Here is a 16,531-nt window from a genome sequence, read left to right on the forward strand (position 1 = left end):
CAGGGATGTTCCTTTTTGTCGGAAACCAAGTTTAGAATCCTCCCTACTGGTAAAGATATGTAATAGAGTAGAAGGAGGACAGAAAGATGAAGCAGATTATTCTCATCACAGACGGTTGTTCGAATGTTGGAATCAGTCCGGTTGTAGCGGCGGCCCATGCCAAGGCGGAAGGGATTATTGTTCATGTGGTTGGCGTGCTGCATGCCGGCGATACAGACGATTCGGCTGCGGCGGAAATCGCGGAAATTGCCAAGGCGGGTGGCGGGATGAGCCGCATGGTTCAGCCTTCACAGCTGTCCCCGACGGTGCAAATGATGACGCGCAAGACAGTTGCGCAAACGATTCAGCAGGTCGTAGGACAAGAGCTTCGCAGCATCCTGGGACATTCCAGGCTTGAAGCGCTGCCGCCGGAACAGCGCTCCGAGGTCGTCCGGGTCATCGACGATTTAACGGAGACGACGAGCCTGCAGGTCGCGCTGTTGATCGATGCGAGCGCCAGCATGAAGCCCAAGCTTCAGGCCGTAAAAGAAGCCATAGCGGATCTCCAGCTTAGCTTGCAGTCCCGAATCGGCCAAAGCCGGATTGCCGTTTTCCATTTTCCGGGGAACGTATCGGGGGACCAAGAGATTGTCATGGATTTGGATTGGACCAACGAGCTTGCAAATCTGAACCGGTTGTTTTATAAATTAAACATGAAGGGAACGACACCCACAGGTCCCGCACTGCTGAAAGTGGTTCAATCTATGAACCGGAATGCCGATGATAACAAAGAGAACGCGGGTTATACAGCCGGGAGCCTCTCTATAACGAGCGGAACTGTGATAACAAACGAGGAAGGGATACTCCGTGACTACGTTGTTTGAACCCGCAGTACCTGTGGGAGCCTGGATTCAGGGCAAGTGGAACAAAAACCAGTACCGGGTCGAGCGGCTGCTTGGCGAGGGGGCGAACGGAAAGGTGTTTCTCGTGAGCCGGCGCAAGCGGCTTTACGCGCTCAAAATAGGCTTTGATCCGGCGGATCATCAATCGGAAGTGAATGCGCTCAAGGCGTTAACGAAATCATCGACTTCCTTTCAGGATATGCTCGTGGAAGCGGATGATTTTTCACAGGAGGGTATGGATTATCCTTTCTGTGTGATGCGTTATATCAAAGGAAAGTCTCTTACAGAGTTTATTAAACAATATGGAACCGATTGGATTCCTCTGATTGGCTTGAATTTGCTGCGCAAGTTATCGGAGCTTCACTCAAGCGGCTTTGTCTTCGGAGATCTGAAGGCGGAGAACATGATCATTACCGGGTACGGAGAAGTGGAACTGATCGACTTCGGAGGGGTGACGGCCAAAGGCCGGTCGGTTAAACAGTTTACGGAAGTGTATGACCGGGGGTTTTGGAACAACGGATCGCGAACGGCGGATGAAGGATATGATTTATTTTCTTTTGCAGTGCTGCTCCTCCAAGTGACCGACCGGGAGAGGTTTCAAAGCGTGACATCCATCCTGCCGCAAACCCGGAACGTAGAATGGCTGATTGAGCTTTTGCAGGGGTGTCCCCCATTGGCGCAGGCAGCCCCCTTGCTCCGCAAAGCGCTTACGGGACGGTACGACAGCTCAAAGCAGATGCTGGCCGATTGGCGGGCCCGCAGTCTGGGAAATGGAACCGTCCATAAAAAGCCGGTAAATGGGGATTGGATTAAGCTGTGCTTTGCCGCCTCATTAATTGTATTCGGCGCAACGTTGTATTTGGTTTGGCCATAGGGGCAATACATAAGAGAGCGGGATAACAAGAAGAAACGGGCTATTGGGGAAATGAGAGGGACATAGGGATGGAGACGGCACAATCATTATCCGCTAAGATAGAGCGGTACATACGAGACGAAACGCTGATTGAACCGGGAGATGGGGTTGTCGTAGCGGTATCGGGAGGGCCCGATTCCGTAGCGCTGCTTCATCTTTTGTTTGCGTTGTCCGATCGATACGGATGGAGGCTCGTCGTAGCCCATGTAAACCATGGCTTTCGGGGGTTGGAATCCGATCGGGAAGCGGAGCTCGTGAGTGAACTGGCACAGCGCCTTGGCCTTCCTTTGGCTTCCACCTATATCGATATGCCGCGTTATATAGAAGAAACAGGGCTGAATACACAAGCGGCCGCCAGGGAAAAACGCTATGCTTTCTTGCTGGATACGGCTGCACGCTATCAGGCTCGGCGCATCGCGCTTGCGCACCATGCGGACGATCAGGCGGAAACCGTTATGATGCGTATGCTGCGGGGAACAGGGCCATCCGGCTTGGCCGGTATCCCTATCAGGCGCAAAGAAAAAAATGATGTGGAACTTATTCGTCCCTTACTGCGTATATACAAATCAGAGCTGCTGCATTACTGTTCCGCGCAGGGCTTACCTTACTGCACAGACAGCAGCAATCTGCAGACCAAATATTTTCGCAATCAAATACGATTGGATGTGCTGCCTTTTCTTTCCCGCTACAATGACCAGCTTCCTTCCGCTTTAAACCGACTGGCTGAAATGATGGCCGGAGAGGACGATTACCTGGAGGCGGAAACGCTCAGGCTCTACAAGGCTCATGTAAGCCGGAAGAACGATGCCTGGTTCTGGAGTGCGGAGTGGTTTAGCGGGGTACATGTTGCTTTACAAAGGCGTTTGATTAAACTAATATTAAGTTATCTTGCTTCCGATCCGGAATCCATCGATTTCCTGAAAATCGAGCAGATGCGGATAGCCGCGCTTAGTAAGCAGCCGACGAATTTCAGGCGAGTCATCGGACAAAACATTACGCTCAGCAGGGAATATGATCAAATCGCTGTACATACGATGGTGTTATCACCTTTACCTTATGTCTACGAGATCAAGAAGAACCAGCCGGAGCTGCTGATCCCCGAGACGGGGGTTCGGGCGGAGTTTCGATGGCTTATAGGGACGACGGAAAAGCCGCAGACAAGAGATATGTATTCGGCTTGCTTCGATGTGGATGAACTGGCCTTCCCTGTCATTTTTCGAAGCCGTCGTCCCGGAGATCGTATGCGTCCTCTGGGACTAAATGGATCGAAAAAGGTAAAGGATTTGTTCATTGACGGCAAGCTCCCGTTGAGCTTGAGGGAGAAGATCCCGATTGTAACGGATGCCAAAGGGCGCATTCTATGGCTGCCCGGAGTTCGGCGGTCAGGGCATGCGTTGGCCGGCAAAGAAACGAAACACGTGGTATGTATGAAGCTTGATATTGATTTTACTTAAGAAGTAGGAGGATCTCTTTTGCAAAACGACGTCCAGGAAGTACTATACTCTGAGCAGCAAATTCAAGACAAAGTGAAGGAAATGGGCGAATTGATCAGCCGCGATTTCGAAGGGCGCAACCCTCTCGTCATCTGCGTGCTCAAGGGTGCTTTCATTTTCATGGCTGACTTGGTAAAACAGATAACGATACCGCTCGAAATCGATTTCATGGCGGTGTCCAGCTACGGAGCCTCTACCAAATCGTCGGGTGTAGTCAAAATCATCAAGGATCTCGACATCTCTGTAGAAGGCCGTCACGTAATCATTGTTGAGGATATTATCGACAGCGGGTTGACGTTAAGCTATCTGATCGATGTGTTGGAAAGACGCAATGCGAAATCGATCACGGTCGCCGCTTTATTTGATAAGCCTGCGCGTAGAACGGTGGATTTGGATGCAGACTATAAAGGTTATGTTATTCCGGATGCGTTCGTGGTGGGCTATGGTCTGGACTACGGCGAGAAGTACCGGAATCTGCCGTATGTAGGCATATTGAAGCCGGAAGTGTACTCCCATTAGCATTTCTTGAGAAGCCAAGACTTGCTGTGGTACAATATACAAAGTTGCCGTTTGCCTGAGAGGAGGTAGGGAATGAATCGCATTATTCGCAATACAGGCTTTTATCTGCTCATTTTTTTGGTTACCGTCGGAATCGTTCATTTTATCAGCACTCAGAATGAGCAACAAGACATCATCAGCTACGATCAACTCCGACAGACCTTAACGGAAAAGAATGTCGAATCGATCATCGTCAAGTACGATGCTCAAACGTATTTAGTTCGGGGGACATATAAAAATGCGCCATCGTCGAATAATAAAAATTTCGAATCCCGTGCGCCGTATGACCCACAAATCTTCCGTTTGATTGAATCCAGCGACATTCCCCCGGGGAACGTTTACATCGAGAGAATGGAAGGGGACAATGTTTGGATCAGTTTCCTCACCTCCATCATCCCGTTCGTGATCATCTTCATTCTGTTCTTCTTCTTGCTGAATCAAGCCCAAGGTGGCGGCGGTAAGGTGATGAACTTCGGCAAGAGCAAAGCAAGGCTTTATAATGAAGAGAAAAAACGCGTCACTTTCGAGGACGTCGCCGGAGCCGATGAAGAGAAGCAAGAATTGGTAGAAGTGGTGGAATTTCTGAAGGATCCCCGCAAATTTGCGGCAGTGGGTGCCCGCATTCCGAAAGGGGTTCTGTTGAACGGGCCTCCGGGTACAGGGAAGACGCTGCTTGCCAGAGCTGTGGCCGGTGAAGCCGGTGTGCCGTTCTTTAGCATCAGCGGTTCCGATTTCGTCGAAATGTTCGTCGGTGTCGGTGCATCCCGCGTGCGCGATTTGTTCGAGAATGCAAAAAAGAACGCCCCTTGTATTATTTTTATAGATGAGATCGATGCCGTGGGTCGCCAGCGCGGAGCCGGTTTGGGCGGTGGGCATGACGAACGCGAGCAGACGCTCAATCAGCTGTTGGTTGAGATGGACGGTTTTGGCGCAAACGAAGGGATTATTATTATCGCTGCGACAAACCGTCCGGATATTCTCGATCCGGCCCTTCTCCGTCCGGGTCGTTTCGACCGCCAGATTACAGTAGATCGTCCGGATTTGAAAGGCCGTGAAGCCGTCCTGAAGGTACACGCCCGCAACAAACCGCTGAATAAGGACGTGAAGCTGGATCAACTGTCCCGCTATACGACCGGATTTACCGGTGCGGATCTTGAGAATCTGCTTAATGAGGCAGCGTTGATCGCAGCCCGCCGCAACCGGAAGGATATCTCGATGTCTGAGATCGAGGAGGCTTTCGACCGTGTCATCGTCGGGACGCAGAAGAAAAGCCGGCTGATCAGCGAGCGGGAGAAGAGAATGGTCGCTTACCACGAGGCGGGCCACACCATTGTAGGTCTTCATGTGGAGAATGCCGATGTGGTGCATAAGGTCACGATCATTCCGCGCGGCCGCGCAGGCGGTTACGTGATGATGCTGCCGAAGGAAGGCGAAGACAAAATGATGCAGACGAAGTCCGAGCTGCTCGATAAAGTCACCGGACTTCTGGCAGGCCGGGTATCCGAGGAGCTGTTCATCGGAGAAATCGGAACCGGCGCTTATAGCGACTTCCAACGAGCTACCGGCATTATTCGCCGCATGATTACGGAATTCGGGATGAGCGACAAGCTTGGTCCGATGCAGTTCGGCACATCGCAGGGTCAGGTCTTCCTGGGCCGCGATTTTGGGCACGAGCAAAACTATAGCGATGCGATTGCTTATGAAATTGACCAGGAGATGCAAGCGATGACCCGCGCTTGCTATGAACGGGCCAAAGAAATTCTTACCCAATATAAAGACCAGGTTCGTCTTGTAGCGGAAACCTTGATCGAGAGGGAAACCCTTGAGAAGGATCAAATTAAAGAGCTGATCGAAAAAGGTTCGCTGCCGCCTTTGGAGAAAGACGGCTCCTCTGAAGCCAAATCCGAGGAAGTGAAAGTGAACATCCAAAGTCAGCCCTCGCAGGAAAGCAAAGAAAGTCAATCGGATTTGGATAAAATATATTCCAAAGACCCAGATAAAGATAAATAACCATACGCTAAACCGGTGCTGGAAACAGCACCGGTTTTTGTATTTTACAGGGTCCATGACGGCTTTTTGCGAAACTGGACTTATGACCGGGTACGGATGAACAGGGGTTCCGGAATTGTGGATTTTTTCCGGGTTTTTCAGGTGATTTAAACATTGACATAGCTTTATCAGTTGTGTAAATTAGGTGTAAATCTTTATAAGCTTTGTGAACATTTTCACCAGACTGCTCTAGTCAATGAATGAATTTTTCATACCGGCTGCAGGGGCTGAGAAAAGGATGGTACCTCATGGAAGCATTAGCATTGGAGCGAAAAAAGGAGCAGCAGCAAGAGCTGAAGGAACGAATCGCCCAGTTGAAAAAAGAGCGTAATGCCATTATTCTTGCTCATTATTATCAACGGGATGAAATCCAGGAAGTGGCTGATTTTCGGGGCGATTCTTTCTTATTGGCGCAGAAGGCCGCATCTACCGATGCCGACGTTATTGTATTTTGCGGCGTGCATTTTATGGGAGAGAGCGCAAAGATTCTGGCTCCGAACAAAACAGTGCTCATTCCCGATGAAAGGGCCGGCTGTCCGATGGCGGACATGGTCAATGTGAATGGCCTTCGGGAGTTGAAGAAAAAGCATCCGAATGCCAAGGTCGTTGCGTATATCAACACATCGGCCGAGGTTAAAGCGGAGACGGATATTTGCTGTACGTCGGCGAATGCGATCAAGGTGATCAATTCGGTCGATTCCGATGAAATCATCTGGGTTCCGGATAAAAATCTGGGGGATTACGTTTCCAAATTTACGGACAAAAAAATGATTATTTGGGAAGGATATTGCAACACACATGACATGTTGACCGTCAAAGATGTAGAGGAAATGAAAGCGCAGTATCCGAATGCTCAATTTGTGGTTCATCCGGAATGCCGTCCGGAGGTCGTAAAGCTTGGCGATTTTGTCGGCAGCACAACGGCGATCATTAAATACTGCAAAGAATCCGACTGCCAGGAATTTATCGTCGGCACAGAGGATGGAACCGGTTACCAGCTGCGAATGGACAGTCCGAACAAGAAATTCCATTTTGCCACGAAGTATTTGGTTTGTCCTAATATGAAAGTCAACAATTTGAAAAAGGTGGTCAAATGTTTGGAGACGAACAGCCCCCAAATTTATGTGCCACAACACGTGGCCGATCAGGCCAGAGCATCCTTGGAGCGCATGTTGCAGGTCAAGTAGCATGCGCTACTTCTCTTCTTGGACGGGTGGGGTTGGGAATCAATGATACCGCGGTACTTGGTTAATTTTGATTTGGAGAAGCTTCCTCATGTTTATACGGATGTCATCGTGATCGGCGCAGGAATCGCCGGTCTTTTTACCGCTCTGAAAGCATCGGAAAAGCATAAGGTATTGATGGTGACGAAAAAATCGCTGCTGGACAGCAATACCCGGTATGCTCAAGGGGGAATCGCGGCGGTTATATCGGATGAGGATTCTCCTGCCTATCACCGGCAGGATACGCTCATTGCCGGAGCGGGGCTGTGTTCTTCGGCCGCGGTGGATGTGCTGGTTCATGAAGGTCCTGCAGGCGTTACGGATTTGATCCGTATGGGTACCGAATTCGATATGGAGGACGGCCGTTTTGCCTTAACTAAGGAAGGGGCGCACAGCCAACGGCGTATTCTGCACGCTCAGGGCGACGCAACCGGCGCTGAGATCGTACGAGCCCTTTCGGAGAAAACGAAGCAGGAGAAGAACATTGAGATCTGGGATGATCATTTTGTTATCGATTTGATCACCGATGAAGGAACGTGTTACGGTGCGTTGGTGCAAAGGCCGGACGGACAAAAGGTGTTCGTGGGCGCCAATGCGACGATTCTTTGCACCGGCGGGGCCGGACAGCTGTTTCGTTACACGACGAACCCCGAGATTGCCACAGGCGATGGCATTGCCATCGCTTATCGTGCAGGAGCGGACATACGCGACGTAGAATTTATACAATTCCATCCGACGGCATTATGTTACCCGGGGGCGCCGAGGTTTTTGATCTCGGAGGCCGTAAGGGGAGAAGGCGCGGTACTTCGCAACATCAAAGGAGAGCGTTTTATGGAGCGGTACCATCCCCAATTGGAGCTGGCTCCGCGGGACATTGTCGCACGTGCCATTGTCAGTGAGATGGAGGAGACGAAGTCCACATTCGTTTACATCGACTTTACCCACGAATCACATGAAACCGTGAAGAACCGTTTTCCGACCATCTATGATTTCTGTCTGAATTACGGGTTAGACTTGTCATCGGACTGGATTCCGGTTGCGCCGGCGGCCCATTACATGATGGGCGGAGTAGCGACGGACTTATACGGAGAAACCACCGTGAAGCGGTTGTTCGCATGCGGGGAGGTATCCTCAACCGGTGTTCACGGTGGCAATCGGCTTGCCAGCAACTCCTTGTCCGAGGCGATTGTTTTCGGGCGGCGGATCGTAGAACGGATTGATCAGCTGTCTCCTTTAGAAACGGTACCGCCCGTCCGGGAGCAGCGGCCCTTAAAAGATAACGCGATTCAGCCGGTGGTGGAGAAGAAGCTGAAGCTTCAGAAGCTGATGCTTCGCTATGCAGGTCTAAAGCGGCATGCGAAAGGATTGGCCAAGGGTTACGAAGAGCTTAGGCGTCACCTGTCCTTTTTGGACAGCTGCCTGTCCAAGCGGGAGGAGTACGAGTTTGCCAATCTCCTCATATGCGGGCTGCTCACAACCCAGGCTGCATTGATTAGGGAGGAAAGCCGCGGGGGACACTACAGAGAAGATTTCCCTGAAAGGGACGACCTGGTATGGCGCAAGCATACCGTGTTCAACCGCGTGAACGGAATCAAGGAAGGGAGAAGCGATGATGTTTGAGTTGAATCAAACCGTTCTGAATGAAAGTCTTAAGCGATGGCTGGAAGAAGACATCGGCATGGGCGATGTCACGACGATGACCACCATCCCTTCCGATTCAATGTCCAAAGGGATCATTCATGTGAAGGATAACGGTATTGTGGCAGGCCTTCCCGTCGCGAAGGCGGTTTTTGCTCTGGTTGATCCTCAGCTTCGGTTTGAGGCTAAAGCGAGCGATGGGGACGCCGTCTCCAAAGGAACCGTCATTGCGGAGGTTAGCGGAAGTACCCGCAGCATTCTGCTGGGGGAACGGCTAGCGCTCAATTTGCTGCAGCGCATGTCGGGTATTGCCACCCGAACAAACCAGTTTGTCGAACGGCTGGAAGGGCGTCCCTCGCGGCTGGTCGATACGCGCAAAACGACTCCGGGCCACCGCATGCTGGAGAAATATGCGGTTCGCGTTGGCGGAGGGCATAACCACCGGTTCGGTTTATACGACGCGGTGATGATCAAGGACAATCATATCAAGGGTGCCGGAGGCATCGCGAAGGCGATTCAATCCGCCCGGGCCCGCATTCCCCACACGATGAAGATTGAAGTCGAAGTGGAGAATTTCGTGCAGCTGAACGAAGCGTTAGGCGCGGAGCCGGATATCATCATGTTGGATAATATGGGGCTGGAACAAATGAGGGAAGCGGTGCTGTTCATTAAACAACGGGCTCCGCATATCATTGTAGAAGCGTCAGGAAATGTATCGTTGGACAATGTGCGTGAGATCGCTGAGACCGGGGTCGATGTGATTTCCGTGGGCAGGCTGACTTACTCTGTCCAGTCACTGGATATCAGCCTGGATTTGAATGAACAGAAGGGGAAGAAGGAGGATCGTGCATGATTCTGGTGGTGGACGTAGGCAACACGAATATCGTAGTCGGTATTTACGAGGGCAGGCAGCTGCTGCATCACTGGCGGCTCAGCACGAATCGGTCGGCCACCACGGACGAATACGGAATGATGATGGTGAATCTGTTCCGCCATGCGGATATTCGCCTGGAGCAGGTAGAAGGGATTATCATTTCTTCGGTCGTACCGCCGCTTATGTTTGTGCTGGAGCAATTATGTTTAAAATATTTAAAGAAAACGCCTCTGGTCGTAGGGCCGGGGATCAAGACCGGTCTGAATATCCGCTATGAGAATCCAAAAGAGGTGGGAGCGGACCGGATTGTGAATGCCGTGGCAGCCATCGAGCTGTATGGTTCCCCCTGTATTGTGGTCGATTTTGGAACGGCCACCACGTTTGATTATATTGATGAAGGCGGACAATATGTCGGAGGCGCCGTTGCGCCAGGGATTGGAATTTCGACCGAAGCCCTGTATCAGCGAGCGGCCAAGTTGCCCCGCATTGAGCTGACCAAACCCAAAAGCGTGGTAGGAAGAAACACCGTTGCTTCCATGCAGGCGGGCATTATTTACGGCTTTGCAGGTCAGGTGGATGGCATCGTGGACCGGATCAGGCAGGAATTCGGTTCAGAGCCGAAGGTTGTTGCGACCGGCGGCTTGGCGGAGTTAATTTCAAGCGAATCCCGTACCATTGAGCTGGTGGACCCTTTGCTTACACTGCAGGGGCTGCAAATCATTTATGAACGAAATGTCGGGTAAATTTTTATGTGTAACAAAGCCATATTTGGTAGATAGAGAAGGAGCGGCATTATGCAGGATTATTTGATCAGGGCAACGGCGTATGAAGGAAAAGTACGGGCGTTTGCCGTGAAAACGACCGGGATTGTAGAAGAGCTCCGGCGGAGGCATCTTACAACGCCTACCGCTACAGCAGCATTGGGGCGCACGGCAACGGCAGCTCTCATGATGGGTGTGATGCTGAAAGGTGAAGAAAAGCTGACGGTGCAAGTAAAAGGCGGCGGCCCCATCGGCCAGATCGTCGCGGATGCGAATGCCAAAGGTGAAGTGCGCGGGTATGTAGACAATCCGGGTGTTGATTTGCCGCTGAATTCCATCGGCAAGCTTGATGTGGCCGGGGCCGTCGGTACCGATGGTTTTTTGTATATAACCAAAGATCTTGGCTTGAAAGAGCCTTACCGCGGAAGCGTACCGATCGTTTCCGGGGAATTGGCTGAAGATTTCACCTATTATTTTGTTAAATCGGAACAGACCCCGTCGGCTGTCGCTTTAGGGGTGCTGGTGGATGTCGACTATACCGTAAAAACGGCAGGCGGCTTCATCATCCAACTGCTTCCAGGGCTTAAAGACGAGGAAATCGATCAAATCGAGAAAGAGCTTGGCGCTCTTCCCCCCATTACTAAGCTGCTGGACCGGGGAGATTCATTGGAATCCATTCTGGAAACCTTGCTTCCCGGGGCCAAAGTGCTTGAACGCAGTGATGATGTCCGATTCCAGTGCAAATGCTCGCGTGAACGTGTAAAGCAGACCCTGATCAGTATGGGGCGCTATGAGATAGAGCAAATACTGGAAGAGGATGGGCAGGCGGAAGTGGTGTGCCATTTTTGCAATGAAAAGTATCATTTCGGCGAAGATGATTTGAAAGTCCTGATTCAGGCCTTGTAAGCCAGGAGAACGATCGGGCGGAGGCGCTCTGTCCGACTATATAGAGAGCGACAATACGAGGGGATAGGATATGCGAAACGTTAAGGTATTATGGGGATTGATCGTTGTTTTGCTGACCGCTGTTGTTATCCTCTCCTCCGTACTGATGGCCCAAACCTTACAACCACCCGATTCAGACAAACATCCGGACCAATCTCAGAATGGCGGAGAGACACGCATTGTCGCCACAGTCGGAACCAAGAACATCACCATCGGAGAAGTAGAGGAGCAGCTGATCCAAAAGTATGGAAATCAGCAGCTGAACCAAATGATAGATCAGGAAGTTATACGTGCCGAAGCTGAGACGCAGGGGATTGTGGTGAGCGAAAGCGAGATTCAGCAGGAACTGGAACGAATGCAGCAGGGCTATGACAGTGAAAGCCAGTTTTACGAATTGATGAAAGAGCAGTTGGGATTTACCCCCGAGGCTTTAAAGAAGGATGTATACAATAAATTGCTGGGTGACAAAATTACGATTCAAGGCATCGTCATTACGGATCAAGAAGTAGAAGCTTACATGCTTGCTCATCAAGAAGAGTTTAAGCCGCGTGTACAGCTTAAGCTGCAGCATATTGTATCCGCGAATCGGGAACAGGCGCAAAGAGCGCTGGACGACTTGGCCAAGGGCCAGAGCTTTGCCCAAGTGGCCAGAGAGCGTTCGCTTGACGATGCTACGCGGGATAGCGGAGGAGATTTAGGGTGGCTTGATGATGACGATCCGTTCATCCATCCGGCTGTAATGAAAGCGGCCATTTCGCTAAAACCGGGAGAAGTCAGCAAACCGGTGGAGGCCGATGGGCGGTATGTGATTGTTCGTGTGGCGGATCGAAAGGAGCAGTCAAAGGGCAGCCCGGAAGTTCTGCGCGAACAAGTGCGCAAGGAGCTTGCTTTACGCGAAGCTCCGCCTTTAAAGGAAACGCTGGAGAACCTACGGAAGAAGTGGAATGTGACGATTCGCGAGTCATTTTAAAAGATCGAATCCTCAAAAAATGTGTATTGACAACCTCCTTAAGGGTTGATAAGATAAAGACATAATACCTAGCAAAATACTCGGATATTTGATGCGAACTTGAGGAGGAGAACGGAATGGCCAAACTAGTACAAAATGTAACTGAATTAATCGGGGATACGCCGCTTGTGAAATTGAACCGCGTCGTACCGGAAGGAAGCGCGGAAATTTACGTTAAGCTCGAATTTCAAAACCCGGGTGCAAGTGTAAAGGACCGGATTGCCATTAGCATGATCAATGTAGCAGAGCAAGAGGGGCTCATTAAGCCGGGGGATACCATTGTGGAGCCGACCAGCGGCAACACGGGGATCGGTTTGGCGATGGTTGCTGCGGCCAAAGGGTACAAAGCGATTCTGGTTATGCCTGAAACCATGTCTATTGAAAGACGCAACCTGCTCCGGGCTTACGGCGCTCAACTGGTACTGACACCTGGAGCAGAAGGCATGAAGGGTGCGATTAAGCGCGCGGAAGAGATTGTTGCCGAGAACCCTGGCTACTTTATGCCACAGCAATTTAAGAATCAAGCGAACGTCAAAATCCACCGCGAAACAACGGGTCCGGAAATCGTGGAAGCGATCAAATCCCACGACGGTAAGCTGGATGCCTTTATCGCAGGGATCGGAACGGGAGGAACGATTACAGGCGCCGGCAGCGTTCTGAAGGAAAACTTCCCGAACATTAAGATTTATGCCGTTGAGCCTGCGGCATCTCCTGTATTGTCCGGAGGCAAGCCGGGTCCGCACAAGATTCAAGGTATCGGGGCCGGATTCGTGCCTGATATCCTGAATACGGAAGTGTACGACGGAGTGATTACGGTTGAGAACGAAGAAGCGTTCGAAACGTCCCGCCGTGTGGCCAAAGAAGAAGGCATTCTGGGTGGTATCTCCTCCGGGGCAGCGATTTTCGCCGCACTGAAAGTGGCGAAGGAGCTTGGCGCGGGCAAGCGTGTTGTAGCGGTTATTCCAAGTAACGGCGAGCGCTATCTGTCTACACCGCTGTATCAATTCGAAGACTAAAAGGGCATCATACGCCTGCTCGGCTTGGCTGAGCGGGCTTTTTTTTATTTGGCTTTTCAAGTATACTAATCCCAATATCTTATTGAGACGATGGAAAGGGGGCCGGATGGCAATGATTTTGACTTCATATGAGCAGTGGCAGCAATGGGCACGCAGCCACTCCGTGCTTCCTTATATCAGGAGCTTTCCTTTGGATGAAACGCGGCCCTTGTCTTGGGCGGAGGCCTGGGAACAGGCGGGGCCGGAATCCTTTGTGCTGGAGAGCGGCAAAGGGGGCCGTTACAGCTTTTTCGGCCTAAAGCCGGCTTCTTCCATCCGTGGAACGGAGGGAGCCGCGACGGTGATCGGGGAGGATGGCAGCGAATCGCGATGGTACGGTTCTCCACTGGAGCTCGTGAAGCGATGGATGGCGCCCTTTCACTCGCCTGTCGTCGAAGGCGCCCCCAAGTGGGTAGGCGGCTGTCTCGGCTTCTGGGGATATGATGTTGTTCGCACGATTGAACGGCTGCCGGCGCGTGCCAAAGCCGATTTGCCTATACCCGATTACGCCTTTATGCGGGTAGACGAGCTGTGGATCATCGATCATGAGGAGCAGATGCTGTACTGCTCGGTGAACACCTACTGTCCCGCTGAGCACAGGGGAGAGGCCGAATGGCTTCTCCGCCGCTATCTTGAGGCGGAGCAAGCGGCGGAGCATATGAAACGCGTATGGGACCGAATTATATCCTTAAATTCAAATCCGGAGGCGCTGGAGAGGCTTGACGAGCGGAGGCGTACAATGGAAGAGGACGATCTTCAGGTAGACGTTGAGGCCATTCCCGGGCTTACGGCGGATTTTCCCAAAGAAGATTATATCTGTGCCGTCCGCCGCATTCGCGATTATATCGGTGCGGGAGACGTCTTTCAGGTCAATTTGTCGGTGCGCCAACACAAGAAGCTGGAAGCGGCGCCGGAGGAGATTTACGAATGGCTCCGGCTTGTGAATCCTTCTCCTTATATGGGCATGCTTCGTTTCGGCGATTTTCATCTCGTTTCCGGCTCTCCGGAGCTTCTTGTACAGCTGGACAGGGGAACGGTTCGTACCCGTCCCATCGCAGGAACCCGTCCAAGGGGAGCTACCGCTGAAGAAGACCGGCGGCTGGCGGATGAGCTGATCCACAATGAGAAGGAACGGGCGGAGCATATTATGCTGGTCGACTTGGAGCGCAACGACGTTGGGCGAATATCCGCTTTCGGTACCGTACGGGTTAAAGATTTTATGGTCATCGAATATTACTCTCATGTCATGCACATCGTGTCTCAAGTAGAGGGACGGTTGGCGGAGGGGCGGGACGCCTTTGACGTTATTGCCGCAACCTTCCCGGGCGGCACGATTACAGGCGCACCGAAAATCCGGACGATGGAAATTATAGAAGAGCTTGAACCTGTGAGGAGAGGGCCCTATACTGGTTCGATCGGCTGGATTGACTACAACGGGGATATGGAATTTAATATCGTCATCCGAACGTTGGTTGCTGCCGGAGGCATCGGCTACGTACAGGCCGGAGCAGGGATTGTGATCGACTCCGTCCCGGAAAAAGAGTACACGGAATCCATCAATAAAGCGAAAGCCATGTGGAAGGCGATTCAATACAGCGAACGGAAACCAATATACCAAGGGAGGGCGAAACCATGATATTAGTTATCGATAATTATGATTCGTTTACGTACAATCTGGTTCAATACTTAGGCGAGCTGGGAGAAAAGGTAGAGGTGCGCCGCAACGACGAGATCGATCTTGCAGGTATAGAGGCGCTGAAGCCGGACCATATTCTCATTTCCCCGGGACCCTGCACACCGAATGAAGCGGGGATCAGTCTTAGTCTGATCGAGCATTTCAAAGGGAAAATTCCGATACTCGGCGTCTGCCTCGGCCATCAATCGATCGGACAAGTGTTCGGCGGAGAGGTGATTCGTGCACAGCGGCTGATGCACGGTAAAACGTCGGCCATCTACCATGACGGCAAAGGGGTATTCAAGGGCCTTCCCTCTCCTTTTACCGCGACGCGTTATCATTCGCTGATCGTCAAGAAGGAAACACTGCCGGACTGCCTGGAAATCAGTGCACACACGGCGGAAGGCGAGATTATGGGGCTCCGCCATAAAGAATACCCGATTGAAGGGGTGCAATTTCATCCGGAATCGATTATTACAGACCACGGGCACCAAATGCTTCGGAACTTTTTGAAAGAAACGGCAGTGGGCCAGGCGTGATTATCGATGTAAACGGCGAATGCATAGAAGAAAGCCAGGCTGTGGTCTCCGTATACGACCACGGCTTTCTTTACGGCCTGGGTTTGTTCGAGACGTTTCGAACATACGGAGGCCATCCCTTTTTACTGGAATGGCACTTGGAGCGTCTGGCTTCAGGCTGCAGGGAGCTTGATATAGACTATGAACCGGATTTGGAAGCGTGGAGCCGAAGGATTTCCAGACTTCTGGAAGTGAATCAGCTTCCCGATGCTTATTTTCGTTTGACGGTAACGGCCGGGATGGGAGCGCTCGGTTTGCCCTCAGGGACCTACGAAAAGCCGGAAGAAGTACTTTATGTAAAGCCTCTGCCTCCTGTGGATCCGGCTGTTTATCATGAGGGGAAAGCGTTGCAGCTGCTCCGGCTGCGGCGCAATACGCCGGAAGGTGTGGTCAGGCTAAAATCGCTGCATTATATGAATAACGTGTTGGCCAAAAAAGAAATGAAACGATATCCTTGGGCGGCCGGGGCGGAGGGATTATTTCTGGACACGCGAGGCCGCCTGTGCGAGGGCATCGTGAGCAATATATTTTTCGTACGGCATGGGGGGCTGTATACACCTGCGGTGGAAACCGGACTGCTGCCGGGGATTACCAGGCGATTTGTCATGGCTGCAGCCCAACGTGAAGGAATAGACGTATCGGAAGGCCTGTACGATTGGGCTGATCTGCTTGAAGCCGATGAGGTGTTCGTGACCAATTCCGTACAAGAGCTTGTTCCCGTCACGACATTGTTCGACGAAACCGGCGCGGCTCATCGTGTGGGCCTGGGAACAGCCGGGCCGATAACACAGCAGCTGCTTCAAGTCTACAGGAAAGCGGCGGCAAGGAGGAATGACCGTGTTTAAAAACGAACGTGATCAGAATGACCGCACATGGATT

Annotated in this window: 15 protein-coding genes; all 15 read left to right on the forward strand. The window is 51.7% G+C overall.

The genetic code is table 11. From position 1 onward, the window contains the following. The first annotated feature begins 86 nt into the window (after positions 1–86). A complete protein-coding gene (locus IJ22_RS22160) occupies positions 87–863 on the forward strand; it encodes a vWA domain-containing protein (RefSeq protein ID WP_062410343.1) in 777 nt (258 codons plus the stop codon). Further along, on the forward strand, positions 847–1,755 hold the full coding sequence (locus IJ22_RS22165) for a serine/threonine protein kinase (RefSeq protein WP_054819657.1): 909 nt from the start codon (positions 847–849) through the stop codon (positions 1,753–1,755). Before IJ22_RS22160 ends, IJ22_RS22165 begins: the two co-directional genes overlap by 17 nt. 68 nt (positions 1,756–1,823) lie before the next feature. Then, positions 1,824–3,248: a tRNA lysidine(34) synthetase TilS gene (tilS, locus tag IJ22_RS22170; protein WP_062410344.1), complete on the forward strand. Its 1,425-nt coding sequence runs from the start codon at positions 1,824–1,826 to the stop codon at positions 3,246–3,248. Positions 3,249–3,266: 18 nt separating this feature from the next. Continuing rightward, on the forward strand, positions 3,267–3,806 hold the full coding sequence (hpt, locus tag IJ22_RS22175; protein ID WP_054819654.1) for a hypoxanthine phosphoribosyltransferase: 540 nt from the start codon (positions 3,267–3,269) through the stop codon (positions 3,804–3,806). Positions 3,807–3,878: 72 nt separating this feature from the next. Beyond that, positions 3,879–5,855 (forward strand): ATP-dependent zinc metalloprotease FtsH, encoded by a 1,977-nt coding sequence (ftsH, locus tag IJ22_RS22180; RefSeq protein WP_062410345.1) that lies wholly within the window; start codon positions 3,879–3,881, stop codon positions 5,853–5,855. A gap of 287 nt (positions 5,856–6,142) precedes the next feature. After that, a complete protein-coding gene (gene nadA, locus IJ22_RS22185; protein WP_062410346.1) occupies positions 6,143–7,081 on the forward strand; it encodes a quinolinate synthase NadA in 939 nt (312 codons plus the stop codon). Between the two features lie 42 nt (positions 7,082–7,123). Continuing rightward, on the forward strand, positions 7,124–8,737 hold the full coding sequence (nadB, locus tag IJ22_RS22190) for an L-aspartate oxidase (protein ID WP_062410347.1): 1,614 nt from the start codon (positions 7,124–7,126) through the stop codon (positions 8,735–8,737). Beyond that, entirely contained in the window at positions 8,730–9,608 is an 879-nt protein-coding gene (gene nadC, locus IJ22_RS22195) for a carboxylating nicotinate-nucleotide diphosphorylase (protein ID WP_062411111.1), read from the forward strand. Before nadB ends, nadC begins: the two co-directional genes overlap by 8 nt. Then, positions 9,605–10,372, forward strand: coding sequence for a type III pantothenate kinase (locus tag IJ22_RS22200; RefSeq protein WP_062410348.1), 768 nt, complete (start codon positions 9,605–9,607; stop codon positions 10,370–10,372). Before nadC ends, IJ22_RS22200 begins: the two co-directional genes overlap by 4 nt. 51 nt (positions 10,373–10,423) lie before the next feature. Further along, positions 10,424–11,296: an Hsp33 family molecular chaperone HslO gene (hslO, locus tag IJ22_RS22205; protein WP_062410349.1), complete on the forward strand. Its 873-nt coding sequence runs from the start codon at positions 10,424–10,426 to the stop codon at positions 11,294–11,296. Positions 11,297–11,366: 70 nt separating this feature from the next. Beyond that, positions 11,367–12,305 carry a peptidyl-prolyl cis-trans isomerase gene (locus IJ22_RS22210; protein ID WP_054819652.1) on the forward strand — a complete coding sequence of 313 codons (939 nt, stop codon included), beginning with the start codon at positions 11,367–11,369 and terminating at the stop codon, positions 12,303–12,305. A 116-nt stretch (positions 12,306–12,421) separates the two neighbouring features. Further along, a complete protein-coding gene (gene cysK, locus IJ22_RS22215; protein ID WP_062410350.1) occupies positions 12,422–13,360 on the forward strand; it encodes a cysteine synthase A in 939 nt (312 codons plus the stop codon). A gap of 112 nt (positions 13,361–13,472) precedes the next feature. Next, positions 13,473–15,035: an anthranilate synthase component I family protein gene (locus IJ22_RS22220; protein WP_062410351.1), complete on the forward strand. Its 1,563-nt coding sequence runs from the start codon at positions 13,473–13,475 to the stop codon at positions 15,033–15,035. Continuing rightward, on the forward strand, positions 15,032–15,613 hold the full coding sequence (gene pabA, locus IJ22_RS22225; protein ID WP_062410352.1) for an aminodeoxychorismate/anthranilate synthase component II: 582 nt from the start codon (positions 15,032–15,034) through the stop codon (positions 15,611–15,613). The genes IJ22_RS22220 and pabA overlap by 4 nt, the downstream gene beginning before the upstream one ends. Beyond that, complete coding sequence (pabC, locus tag IJ22_RS22230) at positions 15,610–16,497, forward strand: aminodeoxychorismate lyase (RefSeq protein ID WP_062410353.1); 888 nt, start codon at positions 15,610–15,612, stop codon at positions 16,495–16,497. Before pabA ends, pabC begins: the two co-directional genes overlap by 4 nt. The last annotated feature ends 34 nt before the right edge of the window (positions 16,498–16,531 follow it).

Source organism: Paenibacillus naphthalenovorans (genome assembly GCF_001465255.1).
GTDB lineage: Bacteria > Bacillota > Bacilli > Paenibacillales > NBRC-103111 > Paenibacillus_G > Paenibacillus_G naphthalenovorans.